18 protein-coding genes and 4 pseudogenes are annotated in these 20014 nt (G+C 39.0%); 7 read left to right on the forward strand and 15 right to left on the reverse strand.

Features of this window, described 5'->3' with window-relative positions; translation table 11 throughout:
* Positions 1-139 (forward strand): annotated as a pseudogene (locus O9334_RS10970) (IS4 family transposase); the annotation flags it as partial.
* 52 nt (positions 140-191) lie between these two features.
* Here the strand turns inward: O9334_RS10970 and O9334_RS10975 are convergent.
* The gene (locus O9334_RS10975) at positions 192-482 is read right to left on the reverse strand and encodes a hypothetical protein (protein ID WP_045358043.1); all 291 of its coding nucleotides are present in this window, start codon (positions 480-482) and stop codon (positions 192-194) included.
* Between O9334_RS10975 and O9334_RS10980 the strand changes: the two genes are divergently transcribed.
* Positions 476-1414, forward strand: a complete 939-nt coding sequence (locus O9334_RS10980; RefSeq protein WP_288000277.1) for a glycosyltransferase family 2 protein — start codon at positions 476-478, stop codon at positions 1412-1414. The genes O9334_RS10975 and O9334_RS10980 overlap by 7 nt on opposite strands.
* On the opposite strand, the gene O9334_RS10985 is transcribed toward O9334_RS10980, so the two are convergent.
* The 7 genes and pseudogenes from O9334_RS10985 to O9334_RS23160 form a co-directional block, all read right to left on the reverse strand.
* The gene (locus tag O9334_RS10985) at positions 1394-2320 is read right to left on the reverse strand and encodes a glycosyltransferase family 2 protein (RefSeq protein ID WP_288000278.1); all 927 of its coding nucleotides are present in this window, start codon (positions 2318-2320) and stop codon (positions 1394-1396) included. The genes O9334_RS10980 and O9334_RS10985 overlap by 21 nt on opposite strands.
* Positions 2321-2354: 34 nt before the next feature.
* Entirely contained in the window at positions 2355-3104 is a 750-nt protein-coding gene (locus O9334_RS10990; RefSeq protein ID WP_288000279.1) for a class I SAM-dependent methyltransferase, read from the reverse strand.
* Between the two features lie 64 nt (positions 3105-3168).
* Positions 3169-4251 (reverse strand): glycosyltransferase, encoded by a 1083-nt coding sequence (locus O9334_RS10995; protein WP_288000280.1) that lies wholly within the window; start codon positions 4249-4251, stop codon positions 3169-3171.
* Position 4252: 1 nt separating this feature from the next.
* On the reverse strand, positions 4253-5506 hold the full coding sequence (locus O9334_RS11000; RefSeq protein ID WP_288000281.1) for an aminotransferase class I/II-fold pyridoxal phosphate-dependent enzyme: 1254 nt from the start codon (positions 5504-5506) through the stop codon (positions 4253-4255).
* Positions 5507-5602: 96 nt separating this feature from the next.
* Positions 5603-6307 carry a formyltransferase family protein gene (locus O9334_RS11005; protein ID WP_288000282.1) on the reverse strand — a complete coding sequence of 235 codons (705 nt, stop codon included), beginning with the start codon at positions 6305-6307 and terminating at the stop codon, positions 5603-5605.
* A gap of 36 nt (positions 6308-6343) precedes the next feature.
* Positions 6344-6988, reverse strand: coding sequence for a class I SAM-dependent methyltransferase (locus O9334_RS11010; protein WP_288000283.1), 645 nt, complete (start codon positions 6986-6988; stop codon positions 6344-6346).
* 592 nt (positions 6989-7580) lie between these two features.
* Positions 7581-8274 (reverse strand): annotated as a pseudogene (locus O9334_RS23160) (ABC transporter ATP-binding protein); the annotation flags it as partial.
* 172 nt (positions 8275-8446) lie between these two features.
* Between O9334_RS23160 and O9334_RS11020 the strand changes: the two are divergent.
* The 3 genes from O9334_RS11020 to O9334_RS11030 are packed head-to-tail and all read left to right on the forward strand — an operon-like array spanning position 8447 to position 9821.
* The gene (locus tag O9334_RS11020; protein WP_272082785.1) at positions 8447-8677 is read left to right on the forward strand and encodes a DUF433 domain-containing protein; all 231 of its coding nucleotides are present in this window, start codon (positions 8447-8449) and stop codon (positions 8675-8677) included.
* Complete coding sequence (locus O9334_RS11025) at positions 8674-8847, forward strand: DUF5615 family PIN-like protein (RefSeq protein WP_190380533.1); 174 nt, start codon at positions 8674-8676, stop codon at positions 8845-8847. The genes O9334_RS11020 and O9334_RS11025 overlap by 4 nt, the downstream gene beginning before the upstream one ends.
* Positions 8848-8867: 20 nt before the next feature.
* Entirely contained in the window at positions 8868-9821 is a 954-nt protein-coding gene (locus O9334_RS11030; protein WP_288000285.1) for an ABC transporter ATP-binding protein, read from the forward strand.
* 22 nt (positions 9822-9843) lie between these two features.
* Here O9334_RS11030 and O9334_RS11035 read toward each other — a convergent pair whose 3' ends face one another.
* Positions 9844-10593, reverse strand: a complete 750-nt coding sequence (locus O9334_RS11035) for a tetratricopeptide repeat protein (RefSeq protein WP_288000286.1) — start codon at positions 10591-10593, stop codon at positions 9844-9846.
* 44 nt (positions 10594-10637) lie between these two features.
* On the opposite strand from O9334_RS11035, the gene nblB reads away from it, so the two are divergent.
* Both nblB and O9334_RS11045 read left to right on the forward strand, forming a co-directional pair.
* Positions 10638-11303, forward strand: a complete 666-nt coding sequence (gene nblB / locus O9334_RS11040) for a phycobilisome degradation protein NblB (RefSeq protein WP_288000287.1) — start codon at positions 10638-10640, stop codon at positions 11301-11303.
* A gap of 73 nt (positions 11304-11376) precedes the next feature.
* Positions 11377-12468: a tetratricopeptide repeat protein gene (locus O9334_RS11045; protein ID WP_288000288.1), complete on the forward strand. Its 1092-nt coding sequence runs from the start codon at positions 11377-11379 to the stop codon at positions 12466-12468.
* A 587-nt stretch (positions 12469-13055) separates the two neighbouring features.
* On the opposite strand, the gene O9334_RS11050 is transcribed toward O9334_RS11045, so the two are convergent.
* The 6 genes and pseudogenes from O9334_RS11050 to O9334_RS11075 form a co-directional block, all read right to left on the reverse strand.
* Positions 13056-13733 (reverse strand): PEP-CTERM sorting domain-containing protein, encoded by a 678-nt coding sequence (locus tag O9334_RS11050; RefSeq protein WP_288000289.1) that lies wholly within the window; start codon positions 13731-13733, stop codon positions 13056-13058.
* 1340 nt (positions 13734-15073) lie between these two features.
* A complete protein-coding gene (locus O9334_RS11055; RefSeq protein WP_288000290.1) occupies positions 15074-16519 on the reverse strand; it encodes an SAM-dependent methyltransferase in 1446 nt (481 codons plus the stop codon).
* Between the two features lie 2 nt (positions 16520-16521).
* Positions 16522-17181, reverse strand: a pseudogene (locus O9334_RS11060) (type II restriction-modification system restriction endonuclease).
* Positions 17182-17439: 258 nt separating this feature from the next.
* Positions 17440-18186, reverse strand: a complete 747-nt coding sequence (locus O9334_RS11065; protein WP_288000292.1) for a LemA family protein — start codon at positions 18184-18186, stop codon at positions 17440-17442.
* 54 nt (positions 18187-18240) lie between these two features.
* Entirely contained in the window at positions 18241-19086 is an 846-nt protein-coding gene (locus tag O9334_RS11070) for a TPM domain-containing protein (protein WP_288000293.1), read from the reverse strand.
* A 121-nt stretch (positions 19087-19207) separates the two neighbouring features.
* A pseudogene (locus O9334_RS11075) lies at positions 19208-19876 on the reverse strand (glycosyltransferase); the annotation flags it as partial.
* Between the last annotated feature and the right edge of the window lie 138 nt (positions 19877-20014).

Consider the following 20014-nt stretch of genomic DNA (forward strand, 5'->3'; position numbering starts at 1 on the left):
TCCTATCAAGAAACATGGTCGCCGAGCAAAAAGCCTCTTTCGGCTAGGTTTAGACCACCTTCGTCATCTTATTCTCAATCCTTCATTACCTAACTTTTCTCTTTTTCTCCAGTCCTTACATTTTTTGTCCTGTACTTAGAGCAACCATAGTTTTAAGCAAGGGAATATGTGTTATTATATTCTACTAGAATTTATTTAATAGCTTCAATATAAATAGAGTCAGGTTTATAAATGCTGTGATCAGGTTCGGTATTGAGATTAAATGCTGTCCATTTAAAAATATAGCTTTCGTGGGCAGTACGTTGTATAATTTGGGTAAATACTAATTTTTGTAGTTCTTGTTCGAGGAAATAGCGATCGCTAATTAGTTTGCTATTTGTTATTAGAGTTGGTGCGGAGAAATGGGAAAAAGTAACCAGAGAAATATCTCGATTACGCAATAATAGTAAGGTAAATCTTAGCAAAATAATAGAAGATGACACCAGAGATTCAACTAAGTATTTGTATTCCAGCTTATAATCGTCCTGATTGGCTAAAACGGGGGATCAATTCAATTATTTCTCAGGGAATTGTTGAGCAAATAGAGATTATTATTTCTGATGATTCTACCGATGAACGATGCAAAAAAGTAGTTCAAGAACTTTTAATAAATTGGTCTGGACAATGGCAATATCAAGCGAATAAACCTAGTTTAGGCATGGCAGAAAACTGGAATTATTCTCTTAAATTAGCTCAAGGTAAATACGTTTTAGTTCTCCATGATGATGATTTTTTATATTCTGAATCTTTGCAAAATATATTGACAAAGATCAGTGATTGTGATAGAGCAGTGATGCTGTTTGGGGTGGCGGTGGTAGATGAGCAAGAAAAAGTCTTAAAACGACAACTAAACGAAGGTTATTTAGTCCCGAAAGCAGCTTTAATTAAACTTTTGTCAAATTCGTCTTTTGTCAGATTTCCTGCTATGGTGATTCAGCGTCAGGTATTTAAAGAAGTAGGATTTTTTAATGCTGCTTTGGGGGAACCCACAGACATTGATATGTGGATACGTCTCTTTAGTCGTTATGGGGTTTTATGTGTACCTACTATCACTTGTGCTTATACGGTACATTCACAAGCTTTAACTATGGGAGTTTTTAATCAAACAACAATTAGAAGACTACTAGAGATTTTTTCGAGAGTTACAGATGTGTTAAATCCGCAGGAATTAGACAGATGTAAAGGAAAATTTTTTCATCAATTTATTCTCGCTGGTGCTTTTCGGATGTTGCGAAGGAAAAATTTAACCGAGTTTCGTCGGGTGATGGAGTTATTTAATTTACCAGAATTGCAGGGTTTAGATTGTCCTTTAAAGTGGTTATTTTTTCGCTGGGTATTTGGTATTTTATCGAAGTTATTGCCAAGTTTTTCCTAGTTTGCCACGAAATCCGTCGTAGGTTCCTTTTAGACAAGCCCAGATTTTTAGTAATGTTTGTGAGCGTTCATAAAAGATAATCTTGATTAAAATAATTGCCAAAAATTTGAAGCGCCGCAGCACTGATCTAGCTAAGTTACCATTAAGACTAGCTAAACGAGTTTCTATAAAAGTATGATTTCTACACATATAATAGTAGCGAAGAGCGGAGTAGTTATAAATCATTACCTCTCTTTTTCTAAAAATCGCTTTGTCTGGTCTAGAATTACCAAATCGATGTTTTATAATTGCATCTTTTACAACGTAAATTTTATAATTTTTATCCAGAAACTTCAAGCAATAATCCCAATCCACGGCATCAATAAAAAAACCTTCTTCTGGTAAATCTACTTTTTTAGCCGCTGATAGTGATACGAGAGAACCTGATGTAATAACAGCATCACATTCATAAGTGTTTAACTGATTCTTGCTGTCATTTGTTTCGATAAATTTATACTTATCAAAAACAATTCCATGCCAAACCTGTCCAGTAATATCATCGATCGGGAGAGGTGCAATTATGCCAATTTGTTGACCAGATTTTGTGAAGTTGTCATAGTTGTTAAGTAATTTTTCTAAAACATCTGGTAAGGGCTGACTATCCTGATCAAATGTCCACAAGAAATCATATCCTTCAGCAATTGCTTTTTTAATTCCAATTTTTAAACCGCCAGAAATTCCGATATTTTCAGGATGATGATCTATCGTAATTTTATTCTCTTCTTTTTCTAAGGTTATCGGTTGAGATGAATTATCAATGATATGTATTTTTTCAATAGGATAGGTCTGTTGTCCTAGTGCAAAAATACAATTATTAACTGCTTCTAAGTCATTATATGACGTTATGTAAGCACATACTTTATACATAGAATATTAACTCCTTAGAGATTTTTATTTTCAATTATTTACTATTATTAAATATCGAGTCTTTATTTCTGAGAAATTGTACAAAATTTTTCAAACCCATTTCTTTGAGTAGAGCTTGTGCCATACGAATTTTGGTCAGCAAACTTTTTTGTTGTTCTTTTTTATGGTTGACTTTAAGTGGATATCTTTCAGAGTATCTTGTAAAGGCAAAACTTTTTTTAGGAGGAGTAGTAACTGGAGGTCGATTGTAATGGCTGATTTCAATAAATATTCCTATTTCTGCAACTATATTAATATAGTGCTTAATAGCGAAATCTAGAGAGATACCGTTTTCATGGAGTTCTAAGATTGTACTTGGATGAACAACATAGACTATTTCTCTGAGTGTCCATCTAGCTTGAAAAATTTCTTCCCAAATTTCTGGATATTTCCAGCACAAATGTAGATAAAGTTCTTCTGTAAAGTAAAACTTATGTCCAAAAATAAAAGCATCATTTGTCCATGCGTAGGGAGTCCATATTTCTAATTCCGCTCCATTTTTTGCAACTCTGCTGACTTCTTGAAATACTTGTCCAGGATTATCAATATGCTCCAAAAAATGTGATGAATAAATATACTCAACACTTTGATCTGGAAAGGGTAGAGGCTGATTTTGTATATCTAATACATAATCTACCCCGTCTGCTTTTTCTATATCGATACCAATTGTTCCCTCTTTTTTAGAATTACCACATCCTAAGTCTAGTCTGAAGTTGCCGTCTTTTTTTATTTCCTCACCGTTCATTTTGGTTCTCCTAGTATATAGTATTTAGTCTTGAGAAGATAATATGTACTTAACAATCCTACACTTAAGTTTTAATTTTTATATTTCTAAAAAACATCCAAGCTTTATAAAAAACACTCGATTTGAAAAACTTAAATTCTTCATTTAGATTTTGATCGCTAAAGATTTCATAATTTCCAGAGATTTTGATTAAATCAGTGTAATTAAGTTTTTGTTTTATCAATTCGTGATCAATAAAATTTGACTTACTTAGTAAATCATACATTATATTGATACCTAAATAATTAATCGAACTGATTTTACTTTGCAAACACAAATTTGCCATTAGGTAATAACCCAATATATCAAAATCATTTGAGTAATGTTTAGACCATTCTTTGGGAATAGCTTCGGGAAAAACTTTTTCTAAATTGTCTAAAATTGACGAGTTTAAATACTGTTGAAAAACCATAGGATATTCTATATACATTCTTCTCCTAGATTCGGTAGTATAAGCACTTGCATTAGCTTCATTATCCCGGAGGCGAAATTTGATTAATTTTTCTGGCAGAATAAAAATTTCATATTTCTGACATAATCTAATCCAAAACTCAAAATCTGGTAATTGTGCCAGTCTGGGATCGTACAAACCAATATCATCGTAACACTCTTTACGAATTAATATACTGGGATGGCATAAACAGTTACCATGATAGAAAAAATAATTTAACCACTCAAATCGAGTTCTATTCTCTCTATCAAAATTTTCATAATTAACTATGGTCAAAACTTGACTATTTTCTCCTATAAACTGAGCTTGACTAAACACTGCTCCAATATTAGGACTTTCATCCAAAAATTTAACTTGTACCTCCAATTTTTGAGGCTTAAAAACGTCATCCGAATTTAAAAGAGAGATGAATTCTCCTTGAGCATTCTGAATACAATGATTGGCAGCTACAACAGCACCCTGATTTTGAGAAAAACAAAATAGTTTGATGCGAGGATCAGTAAACTGTTTAATTATGTCCACCGTGCGATCTTTTGAACCATCATCGGTGATAATAATCTCAAAGTCTTGGTAGGTTTGATCTAGTACGCTTTGAATAGACTCAGCAACGTACTTTTCATGATTGTAGGAAGGAATAATAACTGAAACTCTTGGCATATTAGGGTTTAATCGGTTGAGGTTCTGGCAAAAGAGCTATTTCTTGGATTTTCTGATTAAGAAGTTTTGCATTAGCGATCGATAGTTGCAGTACACGACAAATTTGGCGAATTTCTGTCTCAGCAATGGATGTTCCCGTTGGTAGAATTAGAATTTTTTGAGTTAATTTCTCTGTTTCAGGTAGTAGTAAACCTGCATGAGGAAAATAAGAGCGGTAGGGTTCCATACGATGACAACCAGGATAAAAATAGCGCCGGGCAATGATGTTTTCTGCATGAAGTATTTTCAGTAAATTATCTCGACTAACTCCTGTAATATCTTCCTCGACTTCTAAGACAATATATTGATAATTACATTTTTCAGACCCATTATAAGGTAAAAGGGAAACTCCCGCAATATTTTCTAGTTCCTGCTGATAGGTTTTATAGTTACGATAGTTAACTTCGATAAACTCGTCCATACTCTCTAGGGAGGTGACTCCCATAGCGGCGGCAATTTCGCTCATTTTACCGTTAGTGCCGATATAAACGACGTTATCGTAACCCGCAAAACCAAAGTTTTTCATCAGGCGAATTTTTTGGGCTAATTCATCATTATTAGTAGCGATCGCTCCTCCTTCAAAGGTATTAATAAACTTGGTTGCATGAAAACTAAATACTTCAGCGTCGCCGAAGTTACCAATCATTTGTCCGTTATAGGAACAACCAAAGGCGTGAGAAGCATCGAATAGCAGCTTTAATTGATGTTTTTGAGCGATTTCAGTTAAATTATCCACATCGCAAGCTTGCCCCCACAGATGAACCCCAATAATACCTGTGGTGCGAGGAGTGATCATTGCTTCGACTCGATAGGGATTGAGAGTGTGATTTTTCGGATCGATATCACAAAAAACAGGGGTTATCTCTTGCCATTGTAGTGCGTGGGCAGTAGCGATAAAGGTAAAGGAAGGAACGATAACTTCTCCTTTGAGATCACAGGCGCGGATCGCTAATTCTAGAGCAATAGTTCCGTTAGAAGTAGCTATACAGTGTTTAACTCCTAAATGTTCCGCCAGACGACTTTCAAATTCTTGAACGTAGCGACCATTATTACTTAACCATTTGCGATCAAGTAGATCATTTATTCTCTCTAGCAAATTTTCCCGATTACCAATATTAGGACGACCCACATGAAGCGGTTCAGAAAAGGATGGACTTCCGCCAAAAATAGCCAAATCATCGAGATTACTTTTGCTTGAATGCGTTTGAGTGACCATAGGGTTTTAGTTTTTTGCCATAGGCTTATTTTTAAAATGCCCATTTTTGTTAGTCAAGTTATCAAAATCCAAAAAATCATCTCATTTATATTAAAACTACTCAGGTAAAGCTCTTAATAAAACTTCAAAAGGTTTTGTACCCAACTCAATTTCTAGCCCTGTGTATCCTTCAAAAGTTAAACAGCGAATTAGTTTTATTAAGTCTTTGCCTCTCATATCCTGCCAGTTTGACTGTGTTTTTATATAAAAAAACTCTTTTTTACTATGATAGGTTCCTAGTTCAAGTTGAGGAAATGATGGTAATGTTTCTTCGTTAACTATTTTATACCAATATCGCTCAAAAAGTTTTTTCTCTGCTTCTCTAACTCTTTTAAATAAAGAGCCGCCCGTATCAATATCGTCATATTCTACTTGCATTCTTTCAATAATATTACCTTGATCTATCTTTTCATTTATTTCATGTAATGTTGCTCCTGCTGGTGTATTTTCCCATAAAGCCCAAAAAATCGGGTAATATCCCCTCCCGTATGGTAAGAAAGCAGGGTGTAAATTATAAATTTTTTTGTACTTTACCAAAATATGACTTTGAATAATTATTGGATAATGCACGGAAACACCGAAGTCGGATGAATTTATTTCTAGTGTATTCACATTTTTATCGCAAAGATTAAATCCCTTCATTATGGCGTATCTAGCTATTGATACATCAACAGTAAATATCTGCTCTACTTCGTGTTGTGATACTCGATCTAATACCCATAAACCTAAGTCACCTCCCAAATACAAATCAACTTTTTTCATCATCAACACCCACTCAATTACACATATTTTTTTAAACTATTTACACGCCTCACAGATTAATATTGAATCTCTGCGAGTTTCTAGATTTCTTAGTTCAGGTATTTCACTGCATCCCCATTCTACATCTCTGATTTTCTCAAATCCTGCTTCCTGCAGCCTTCGATGTAATTCTTCACGATCATATAGCCATTTATGACCCCACCAGCGAAAGGCGATATTAATCATCTCGGCGCGTGTTTTGATAAACTCGTGACCCTTCCAAGTTAACCAATCTTGATCTTGCCAGTTATCTGAGCAATATTTATTAATCGTATACTCCAGAGATGGCATAGCAATTCGTAAAACTCCATTAGGTACAAGAACTCGATAACAGTCTTTTAAAAAAATCATAGCTTCTTTAACTGACAAATGTTCTAGAAAATGTTCGTTATAAATAAAACTACAAGAATTTTTCTCAGCAAAAGGAAAGCCCTGATCAACCGTCCAGACTATATCCGTTACTTCATTGATTTTTTCTAGATCAATATTAATCCATTCATTTAATTTTATAGATCCACAACCAACATGAAATTTGTAAGGTTTTTCAAAATTGACTAAACACAATTTTGCCTGTTGTAATTTGACATAACGTGAAGCTTTTCGAGTTATTTTACCAGTGCTTGTGACTATTTTATTAATCATAATCATTTCTTATTTTTCTTAAATTAACTTAAACTACTTACCATATCTAAACGCCAATCTAACTGAGGACGAATGGCCCCAATCCATTTACCATACCAATTTCCTTGCCGATCAACATCTTTGACTTCAAAAGTTAAAATATCACTAATATCTAAAATTGCGATTGATGTATCTCTAACTATTAATAACCTTATTCTGTAAATTCCATCGTTTAATAAATTTTTAGGAATAGTAAGAATTCCTCTGATTAAACCCTGAGAAAAGTTTTGCGATGCTGAAATAGTATTAAATATACAAACCTCTTCTAAATTGTAAATAACAACACTTAAATTTAAATCGATTTCTTGCAAGAAATTCCAACACTCAAAAATAATTTTTATCGGTGTAGCTACAGTGATGGCATCTAGAGAATTTTCTAGATCAGGATATACAGCTACTCGATGGATTTTAACTTTATCGTTGCCTGGTGCTTCTTGTAAATCATCCCAAACCCTTTCAGTATTATTTATGTAACCAGTTTGAAGATAGCCAAAAGTTACTTGATCAATTGCACCTGTCTTAATTATTTTACCTTGATTTAACCAAATACCCTTTTGACATAAACTCTGAACTGCTGCCATATTATGACTAACAAATAAAACCGTTCTCCCCTCCTTGCTGGCCACATCACCCATCTTGCCTAAACACTTTTTTTGAAAAGCCGCATCACCCACCGCTAAGACTTCATCTACTACTAAAATCTCCGGTTCTAGGTGTGCCGCCACCGCAAAAGCCAAACGGACATACATCCCCGAAGAATAGCGCTTAACCGGAGTATCGAGGAACTTTTCCACCTCGGCAAACGCCACTATCTCATCGAACTTGCGATCGATTTCTTGCCGCATCATCCCCAACACCGCACCATTGAGATAGATATTTTCCCTTCCCGTCAACTCTGGGTGAAAACCCGTCCCCACCTCCAATAAACTCGCTACCCGTCCCTTTAAGCGGACTCGTCCGGTGGTTGGTTCCGTAATCCGGCTGAGAATCTTTAAAAGAGTCGATTTTCCCGCACCATTGCGGCCGATAATTCCCACCACTTCGCCGCGCTTGACTTGAAAAGAGACATCCTTCAGCGCCCAAAATTCCTCCTTAGTCTCGGTTTTTTTGCCACCGAAACCCTTTAACACCGATTTTACCCCCTGGGCAATCACATCGCGCAAAGCAGTGTACTTCTCTCGTTCCTGTTGATGGTCGAGAACATAGCGCTTACCCAAATTTTCCACCTCGATGATTGTGTCCGTCATGATCGCAGGGAAAATACTACCATGTTATTAGTTTACACCCCTAAGATACCCAAGCGCTCGGCAAAACTATCACCTCTGGCAGAAAAGATTTATTTTTAAGTGTTTTCACCGAAAATTATTAGGTAAGAATATACTGAGAAGATATGAAGGCTCAAACAATTTAACAACAATCATGAAAACTCCGACGCGTATCACTTTTAATCCAGAAGTCATGGGAGGTAAACCCTGTATTCGTGGTTTGCGAGTCACTGTGGGAACCCTAGTGGGATTAATCGCTGCTGGTTACTCCAAAGAGGAGATTATTAACGCTTATCCCTATCTAGAATTAGCTGATATTGATGAAGCGCTTACCTATGCTGCTTGGCGAGTAGAAGAAGTGGAAATTCCCCTATCTTTGCCATGAAAATTATCATTGATATGAATCTCACCCCTGAGTGGGTAACGGTGTTGGCAAAATACGATATTCAAGCAGTTCATTGGTCAATGGTAGGCGATCCTCGCGCTCCAGATCATGACATAATGGAATGGGCAAAAATCAACGATTATATTGTCTTTACTAGCGAGTCACCGTGAGAACCTAACTAAAAAAATTTATGAACACACCCGAATTAGCCATTGCTACCGTTGGTTTAACCAAACAATTTGACCGCCATGGGGCTGTTAATCAAGTGGATTTACAGATTGAAGCGGGGGAAGTTTACGGGTTAATCGGTCCAAATGGAGCAGGAAAAACCACTTTAATTAGAATGTTAGCGGCAGCGGAAGAACCGACAACGGGAGAAATATATCTGCACGGAGAACGTCTTTTAAGAGATGAGAGTAATCCCCGTCTCAAAAGAAATTTAGGTTATCTACCCGATAATTTTCCCCTCTACGATGACCTAAATGTCTGGAATTATCTGGATTATTTTGCCCGTCTTTATCATATCCCTCGCTCCCAACGTCATCGCCGCATTTATGAGGTTCTAGAACTGGTACAATTAACCAGTAAAAGCCATAATTCGATCGCTACTTTGTCCCGGGGGATGAAACAACGTTTAAGTTTAGCCCGAACGATTATCCATGAACCTTTAATTTTACTTCTCGATGAACCGGTTTCTGGATTAGACCCGATCGCTCGCCTACAATTTCGTGAGATTATTAAAGTCTTACAATCGGCAGGTATGACTATTTTAATTTCCTCCCATGTCCTTAGTGATTTAGCGGAACTTTGTACTTCTGTGGGTATAATGGAATTAGGTTATCTAGTGGAAAGTACCTCTTTAGAGGAATTAAATCAACGTCTAGCCGGCCAATACTTGCAGATTACGACTCTAGGCAATTTAGAAGCCTTAGAAACCGCTCTTAAACAATGTGTTTTTGTGGAAAGTTGGCAAAGAATTATTAATACTAATACTCTCCGGGTTAAATTTACGGGAACCCTAGAAGATAGTGCCGAATTGTTGAAATCTTTAGTGGTTTCTGGTCTGACCTTAAGCGAGTTTTATACTTGCTGCGAAGATTTAGAAACTATTTTCCTAAAACTGGGACATCGACAGGCATCCTAAGGGGAAATATTAACTTTCAAATCTAGGATAGTAACTTTTCGACTAATTTAATTTGCTCCTGACTAAAACCCGCTTCCTTCAGGTGTGCCAGAAACCATTTTTCTCGATAACGACCGTCTAAATCCCTAGCCTTTTTGTAGGTATCCCGCGCTTTTTTAATATCACCTTGATCTAAATAGACCATTGCCAAAGCCACAAGAGGATGGGGATTATTCGGCTCTAATGTAACTGCTTTTTCAGCGTTAGTAATAGCTGAATCAAAATCGTTTAAGCGATGATAGGCGAGGGATAAATTATAGTAGGCGATTTCATTATCTGGTTTTAAATTAGCGGCTTTAGTATGAGTGAATACGGCTTTTTCAAGATGACCACCGACAAGATAAACGATTCCCAAAGCATTATAAGCATCCACATGATCGGGGGCAATTTTAATCGTTTCCTCTAGGGTTGTTTGTGCCGCTAAAGGTTGTTTAGCTAGGTGTTGTGTCCATCCTAAAATTACTCTCCCGTCCAGATGATTGGGGTTTAACTGTACCGATTTTTTTAAAGCTTCAATACTTTTGATAAAATCTCCCTGTTGACGATACTGTAATCCCAATTGACGATAACGATTAGCGGCCTTAATGTCTGATGCGGAAATAATCGGACTGGGAGAAGGAGAAGCGATCATCTCGGCCGTAGGTTCTTTTTTAATAGGAGAGGGAGGACTACAGCCCCAAAAAACCGGGGAACTAAAGATGATCGAGATAGTCAGGAGTCGATAACTATTCATGGGACAATTAATATCAGTCCAATTGTTAAGGGTGTCATCAAATTATGAATTATTCCCCTGAATCCGTGCAACGGCTGCTCGATTCCGATGATTATGGCGATCGCTTATCGGGAGTTAATCAACTGCGTTATTTGGCCCCAGAAATCGCCTTCGAGATGTTACAGCCTTTAATTAACGATAGTAACGCTAGGGTGCGTTATTCGGCGGTAAGTCAGTTAGATATCCTCGGTCGTCAGAATCCTGATCTGACCTTAACTATTCTACGCGATCGCTTGTTGCACGATCCCGAAGCAGACGTGAAAGCAGCCGCGGCCGATGCGATCGGGGGGTTAAAATTAACGGCAGCCTACGATGATCTGGTGGCTGTCTATCAACAATCCTCCGACTGGTTAATTCAATTTAGCATTGTGGCCGCTTTGGGCGAATTGGGGGAACCCCGGGGCTTTGAACTGCTCGAAATCGCCCTTAACTCCGATAATGAATTGATAAAAACGGCCGCCGTTAGTGCTTTTGGGGAACTAGGCGACCCTCGCGCCGTCTCTTTACTTGTTCCCTTGGCTAGTGATGATGACTGGCAACTGCGCTATCGTCTCGCTCAAGCTTTAGGTCGCTTAGGGGGGCAAGATGCGATCGCTGTTTTGACCCAGTTAACCGGCGACAAAAGCGCCCAAGTCGCCCAAGAGGCCCGCAATAATCTCGTCCAAGGGTGATGCAGAATAGTTGATTTTTGTCAATACTATTTACAATAAACTTTAATTAAGAATCGTTAACAAAGGTAAAGCGATGAAACAATTTACCCGTTTAATCTTGCTCATCGGTCTTCTCGCGGGGGGCTGTTTCTCTGCCTCAATTGCGATCGCCGATAATCCGGGGGGGGCAATCGTGAGCAAGGATTCACAGGTTAACGAACTACTGCGTCAAGCGCGGCAATTGGTCAAAAATGGCAATTATGGGGAAGCTATAGCCGTTTACGAGCAGGCTGCCGCCCTTGATGGCAATAATGCCAAAATTTTCTCCGGGATCGGCTTTTTACAAACGCGGCAAGGGGATTATAGCGCCGCCGCCCAAGCATACCAAAAAGCTTTAAGTCTCGATCCGAGTAATCCCGACTTTTTCCATGCTCTCGGTTATAGTTTGGCTAATATCGGCGATTATGACAATGCAGCCACCGCTTACTACTACGCTATCCAAATAGAACCGAAAAACGTCCAACACTACCTCGGTTTAGGGGTGGTATTATTACGGCAAAAAAACTATGCAAAAGCGGGCGAAGTTTACCAATGGGTTTTAGCTCTCGACCCCAATAATCAGCAAGCCCACGAAATCATGGGTAAAGCCTTGATCGAACAGAATAAAAGCAGCGAAGCCCTCGATTTTCTCCAAAAATCCCTGCAAAGATTCCCTAACAATAGTGAATTAAGATTGCAACTAGCCAGCCTTTTGCTTAAACAGGGCGATTTAAATGGCGGAACCCAGATTTTAAAAGAAATAGAACGACAAAGTGCAGGAAATTTTTTAATTCAGCTAAAAATAGGGATTTTACTCGAAAAACAAGAGCGTTTTGACGAGGCTCTCCCCTTTTATCGTCGGGCTGTTTTCCTGCAGCCCCAATCTTTGGAAGCACAAGCGGGAATCGGTCGCATCCATCTGGCCAGAAAAGATTATCTTGGAGCAATTATCGCCTATCAAGATTTGGCCAAAATCGCCCCCAATAACGCCGATGTCTATCTTAATCTCGGTCGGGCCTACGCGGGTCGGGGACGAAAAAGAGAAGCGGAGGAAGCTTTTAAGCAAGCGCGAGCGGTTTATGTCCTGAAAAATAATCAATCCGGCCTGGAGGAAGTGGATGCCCTGCTGAAGAAATTGCTTGAGTGAGCCCAGATCAGTGATCAGTTATCAGTGATCAGTTATCAGTGATAACTGATCACTGATGCGATCACGGCAAGAGGCTCCTTTCTCCCAACTCCAGTGCAGTCTTCAGGAGTGATAAGCTGTACTGAATTTAAACTGCATATTGGAAATTTTAGTACAAATGCTCAAACTTCCCCTCCCTGCTCGCTGCTCCCAACTCCGGTGCAGTCTCAACGAGTAATCCAGACTGATTATCTATTGCCCCTTTTGCCCCTTGCATGAGTGCCTGTCCTCATAAATAGCCCATACTCAAAGGATTTAGTATGATTTAGACAGTCAACAGTTTATTACCACTCGATCGGCAGCCAGGATCTTCTCGACTTTGTGTGAGAATTTTTGCTTATGGAATCCTGAAGTGCTTATGGGGCAAGACTTTTAGGACTATTTCACTTATGGTGAGCAGCAGAAGTTATTCAAAGAGGGCGAAGGCAAGGAAGTGGTCACTGATAACTGAAAAGGCTGAGGACTGACGTTCAAAAAGATCGCACTTAATTACAGTACGACCGCTTTTAATTATCGATTTTTAAGTAGCGAATTTCTCAGTCAGATTCCTACTTTAATAATTTGCGTTGCAAAACTGAACCTGCACCCAAAGCACTAATGGCGATCAAACCCATTACAGACGTGGGTTCGGGAACCGTAGTTGTGGGAGCTAGGGTAATTTTAATGTCATCGAAGACAATTTGATTGACAGTACCACCAAAGTCAACGGATTTAGCAATTCCATTAAATGCCAACCCTGGCAACCCATCAGCAGATTTAAAAGGACAAAAATTCTTACTGTTACAGCCGGGCACCGACGCACCATTAGGAGTCAAGGGTAGATTAATTGAACCCAGCAGGTTTCCTGTAGCATTCAGTCCATCATATATTTTCACAACACCGGGTTGGAAGGGGGCAGAGTAGAAAAAAGAGAACCCGGTAAACCCTTTCGCAACATTCATGGTACTTGCGGAGCCACTCAGGAAAAAGGCACCCGTCACTGGGGTAGGTAAACCTCCAATATTACTACCAGGAGCGCCTTGAACAATTGCTAAAGAATTAGGACTGAAGCTGACACCGTAGTTAATACCGGAAGAACCCTGGCTACCCGTACCACCGTTGTAAAAGTTAAGAATTTGCTCTGTATCTTTCAGTCCCTCAAAATCAAGAAGGATTGTCTGGGCATTAGCTCTATCAACGGCTAAAACACAGGTGGAAAGAGCCACTCCAGAAGCGATTAGTGACAATTTCTTTATTGGGCTTGAATTCTTCATAACTTACCAAGTTCAAATTCAATTTATTTCAACGGTTAAAGAAAAATATTTGAGGACTTGTTCTGCCCTACAAAATAATTCTTGACCTAACCCTAAGTCTAGACACTGCAATTTTAAAAGTCAAGCCGTTTTATGTGTTTTTTTGTTGAAGGTTAAATCTTTTTTTGGGGAGATTTGATCAAAAAAAATCGCTGAAAATCGCTGAAAATCGCTGAAAATTGAGAATTTTAGCACAAGTACTCAAACTGCCTCTCCCTGATTTGGCACTCATAGACAATCTTAAGAAATAATTTAGATAGTCAACAGAATATCTTCTCAATCTTGTCGTCAAGGAAACGCAGAAAATCACCCCTTTTTTGTTAAGATTAGTTCCAAACAACATTTCGCACATCTTCATATACTTTTATATATTTTTACATTCCCCAAGATGTTTTGACGAAAACTTTCATTGTATAAACTACTATTAAGAACATTTTCAATAATTGATTTTTTCTAAAAAAAAGTTTACAATTCTTCACCTTGATAAAAATCCATCATTGTAGCTATAGTCCTTACTGGCAATGGGTTGTCAGCAATATATTAGTAAAAATTATCAATTGAATGTTAAGAAGTGCGGAAAGTGGGTTACAAAACTTTAAGTAGTCGTGCAAAATTAATTTCCTAGTCGAGACAGGAGACAGGCTTCGGCCGTGAGCTTTTGCGTTCGACAAAAGCTCACGCCGAGGTCCGAACGGAGACAGGAGACGGTCGTCAGGAGACGGGAGACGGGAGACGGGAGACGGGAGACGGGAGACAGCTATTAGGGATCGGATTTGAGTTTTCAGTTCACTGTTTCCTCACACCAGAAGTCTGACGGAGTAGTGGCTTAGATGTGTAATTAATTTTGCTTAGGTACTTACTAGATATCCGCCTTTTCAGTCACCAGTCACCAGTCACCAGCCACCACTATTCATACTAAGTCCTGTTTAAAAGGTATAGGAAAGTGGGGAGTGGGAAGTGGGGTGTGGGAAGTGCGGAGCGGGGAGTGGGAACTGGAGAGTCGGGAGTATTTTCAGTGAACAGTAATCAGTGAACTGAAAACTCACATCTGGTAACTGATAGGCTCTTCTGGTTTCTGTGTGGAAACGAGGTCTATACTGATAGAATATCCGCAAAATAGCCCTAAAAGTCTTGCCCGATAAGCATTTCACGATTCCATAGGCAACAATTATCACACAAAGTCGAGAAGAGCCACTGATAACTGAATTCTGCCGTGAAAACCCGATCATAAAATATCCCTTAGGATGCGAGATTAACGCAGCTAAAATTAAAGCCTACTTATAGGATAACAACTTCTCAGCTAAAACCGATAAATTTAAACTATTTAAAATACGAGTTTTTATCGGTCGTTTTTCATCCCAAAATATCAAGGATGAATAAAATTCTTTTCCTAAAGAAGAATTGAGAAGCTGTAAGGTTTTTTGAGCGGTATCTAAATCATCGAAGCTTAAAAAGTAAACAGTATCATCGAAAATAACGGGTTGATTTTGATAGGGTAATATAAGGTTAAAATTTAGTTTTTTATAAAGTCCAGAAATGGCAATCTTAAAAGGAGAGAAGCTGTAAGAACCCACACCAAATATACAAAAGTCTGGCTGATTTTGATAAATTTTGCTCTTTCTATCCAGAAAATAATTTTTATGATTAACTAAATATTGCCAAGTTTTTGGTGCTATATCCCGTATATTTTCTGTAGATTCACCGATAAACTTCTGAGTTACCAAAATGTATTTATTGATAACCTCTAGGCGATTTTGTGCCACATCTGAACCTTTCAGGAGAGGATAAAGATAGGTGGTTTCAATATCAACGACTTCCTTTAAACCATTGACAAAAACTCCATTAACTAACTGTAATTCCATGACTTTTGAGCAATCATGTTTAATTCCTGAACGCCATTTTTCTTGAGGATGCTTATGGTACAAATATTTTAATCTAGTAAAAGAATTTAAATCTCTGACTAGGATATTATTTTGATAACCAATGCGCTGAAATTCTCCTTCCTCAAAACTATTGAAAACATCACAAAAGTAATTTTCCGAATGAGAATCAAATTGACAAAATAGAAGACAAGCATCTACATTTGCTTGAAAATATTTTTGAGTATTGATCGGATAAATTGCCGAGTAAACGAGATGAATTTTGTGAGTATAGATATAGTTTAAAATTTTTCTAGATACGGTTGTTTTACAGATAATTGCCAGATAAGCTGAACGTCGATCAAGACATTCGATGAGCTTAATTAACATCCACTCTGAAATATCAAAATTACTTGTTCCCATCATAGCATCTAAACCATGATAGCCTTGAAAGTTGCTTTTGTGAGGTAAATTTTTTCCGTTAATAAGTCCCTGTTTTGAGTTGGTTATCCAAGGCAGATTCCCCAAAAATAAAATATTTTCTGTCCATGGTTGAGTCAGAGAATACCAGTCACAATCAAAAAAATTCTTCTGTTCAACTTGTATTCTTTGATCTTGGGATATTTGCCGATCTTGATTAATCTGAGTGATATAATTAGGATTAATTTCAAAGCCGAGGATTTTTTCAGTTTGTTTAAAGGTAAGTGCGGCTGCTTTTAAAAAGTTACCTATACCACAAGTTGGCTCAATAATAACATCGGGTTTAACATGAATTTGCCATAATTTTTGACAAATCTTTTCGGTTAACTCCGGGGGAGTTTGAAAGTCTCCATATTCAATTTTAACCTGAGAAGCTTGCATGACTAATTCTCTCTATAAATGGCTATTAATCCTTCTTCTTGACCGGCAAGATCGATTACCCTAGTATATTGTAATCTCCATTGTCAGGCATTAGAAATAGTTAAAAAACCTTGTCCTGGGGGATGAACAAGAATTTCATCAGCTATATTGGCCGCTTCCATTTCATCAACAGGTAAGTTTTTATCTAAAATAAAAGCAATTAAATCATCTTTGTTTCCCTGATTGTTTAAGATATTGCGGATACCACGAGTCATCTGGAAATCGGCTGTTCTTTCGGCACTGACAAAAATTGTCCTGATAATTCTTAAACTGGCAGTACGATTTAGGCTATTATCTAACTTTTCATAAACAAAAATAATTAAGGAATATCCCAGTCCAAAAATTTTTTGTCTTGCGGATTTAAAAGGACAAGATGATTGAGGTTGTTTCATGCTTGTTACTTTGATATCTACTAACAAATCGGGAAAATCAATCCCACTAGCTGAATTACCGTCAAGAAAATTATATTTTTCCTTTAGATATAGTTTAAACTTTTGTTCTAAGTAAGTTCCGATCGCTTTACCATCTGTAACACCATAGAGTGAAGATTCTTGATGTTGAGATTCCAAAGCTGAGAAGACAGCTGCCTCGTCACATAACGATTCTTGGGTCAATCTTGCCATAGATAATACAGGGTTTAAAATCAACTCTAGCAGAAAAATTTATTTAAGTAAGTAAGCAAAATTAATATCGAGTCTGTTTTGACTTTGTGTTCTTTGCGTCTCTGTGGTTGATCCCTAACCCTTCTGGGATAACCCGATAGAAAAGTTTATGCTAGGCTAGATTTAACCGGACTACTCGGCTACTGCACGACAAAAAGATCGATCGCTCCGGTCTAAATTTTTAATTCCCGTAACTAATCCCTCGATACTATCAGGGTTTCATTTCGTGGCATGGAAAAAGGACTGCTGGTGAAATCCCCAAGCTTTAGCGAGGAGCGAGGTGGGAAATGCTTGGACTTGCTGGTTATAAGCTTGTACCGCCTGATTGTATCGCATCCGTTCCACCGCTAGGCGGTTCTCCGTGCCTGCCATTTCGTACTGGAGGTTGATATACAGTTGGCTAGACTGTAACTGCGGATTCGTTGCGGCATACTGGTGGAAACGTGCGATCGCCTGATCGATTTTGGCGATAGCAGCGGCTTTTTGTGCGGGGGTTAGTGCTTGCAAATATGCCTGACGGGATTGCACCAGCAAGGTGACTAAGGCTTTTTCCTGTTGAGCAGATGCTTGTGTGACGCTGACGAGATTAGGGATGAGATCGGCACGCCGCTGGAGTTGGTTTTCCACTTGCGCCCAGGCTGCATTTACTCTTGAGGCAGAACTCACTAGGGTATTATATGTCCACATTCCCGAAAGCGCAATCACCCCTATTATACCTACCCCCACAGATAGCAATCTCTGGCGTTGTTGTGTCGCCTTCCTCTGTCGCTCTAACTTTTGCTGGCGTTGCCTCTGAACTTCCCGAATTGCTTGTTGGATAAATTCAGCCGGAATCCGCACTTCTTTTGCAGCCTCTACTAATTCCGACTCGGCGAAGCTCTGGGTGTAATCAGCATAGTATCGCGAGGCAAGTTCTAGCACCTCTGGCACAATTTCTTCAGGAATGCGAATTTCTTTGTCGTTCATGGCTAATCTTAGAAAATTTCCCAGAGATTCACGGTGTTCGATCACAAACGGCCATTACCAACTGTCCCCAGCACCACCGCCGCCGCTATCTCCACCACCAAAACTACTGCCGCCGCTATCTCCACCACTAAAACTACTGCCGCCGCTATCTCCACCGCTAAAACTACTGCCGCCGCTATCTCCACCGCTAAAGCTACTACTACTGCTATCTCCACCACTAAAAATACTGCCGCTGCTAATTAGATAGAGGCTAATCCGATATATCAGGTAAAAAATAACCAAACCGCCGCCAATAGCAACACCTAACCACATCCAGAAATGTACTCCTCGGCTATTATTCTGGGGGGTATCTTGAGTCAACTCTTTACTCAAGGATGGTTCTAAGGAGACAATTATGGCTCTGGTCCCTGCCAAAGTCCCGCCATCAAAATCTTTTTGCCGGAAGCGCGGCGTTATCTGTGTCTTGATAATATTGCCAACTTTCCCATCGGGTAAAATCCCCTCTACTCCATATCCTGTCTCAATTTCCACGCGGCGGTCTTTGACTGAAATCAAAAATAGCACGCCGTTATCTTGGCCTTTTTTGCCAATTTTCCAATAGTTGAAAAGGTTGGTCGTAAACTCTTTAGGAGAGGCGGCGGGAGCAGTTTCCGGTACAGTTACCACTGCTATTTCCGCTCCGTTTTTGGCTTCTAACCGAGCGATCATCTGGTTCAGTTGGGTTTCTGTTTCCGGTTGAAGAATCTCGGCTTTATCTGTCACCCATCCCCCGGAAACCTGTCGAGGATTGGGTACTTCTTGAACCGTCAGAGCTAGGCCAGGACAAGGAACTAGGAAAAAAGCTACGCAGAGCGAAATGAGCCAAATAACTGGATGAGGTTTAACTACTAAAGCTTTCATGACTTTAACCTCCGGTGAGTAGATATTTGTGCCTTTCTGTTGTTGTGTGATGACAGAAAGGCACTCTCGAAACATCGTCCTGCTTCTATTATACTAGACTCCAGCTAAAAACCCTGCTCCCTCACTGACAAAAAATTTCTTCAAACCAATTAATAGCTCGATTTGCCAAAGCTTCTAGGGAATATTTTTGCTCGACTACTGCACGACAAAAATATCGATCGATCCGGTCTAAATTTTTAATTCCTGTAACTAATCCCTCGATACTATCAGGTTCAACTAAAAAACCAGTTTTTCCCTCTTCGATAATTTCTACTGGACCACCACGACGATAGGCAATTACGGGAACACCACAGGCTAAAGCTTCAATAGCCACGTTACCAAAAGCCTCAACCCAGCGCGGGGTCATCAACAGGCCAAAACAGTCGCCTAGCTCTTTTTGTAGGCTCCCGGTGGGCAAAAACCCGCGATAATCGACTAAATCGAAACTATAGTTATCCTGTAGATTTTGCCAGTAGAGAGGATCGGAAATATGACCGAAAACCCGTAAAGGGACACCTAACTGTTGACAAGCAGCGATCGCATCTTCTAAAGCTTTTTCTGGGGCAATCCGTCCCACCCAGGCTAGACAGGGGGAGGAATCGTCCCGAAACTGATACAAAGATACGTCTAAACCATTAGCCAAACAGCGATAGGGGGGAGATATTGAGAAAGTTTCTGCTTGGGTGACGGTGTGAAAAGCGAGTAAATGGGGAAAACTGCGGTAGGTTTTTTGAATAATATGATCCATCGCTCAAGGGGTGACAAAGGGGTTCAAAGGTAATCAAGATAAAGACTCTAGCCAAATGAACCCAAAAGAAATAGAGTGGTTGAGACAACCACCCAAAATTTCAATATGTTACCATCATTCTATCAGGCCTGTTTACAAGCC

The sequence above is a fragment of the Microcystis sp. LE19-8.1F genome, from assembly GCF_027531715.1.
Taxonomy (GTDB): domain Bacteria; phylum Cyanobacteriota; class Cyanobacteriia; order Cyanobacteriales; family Microcystaceae; genus Microcystis; species Microcystis wesenbergii_A.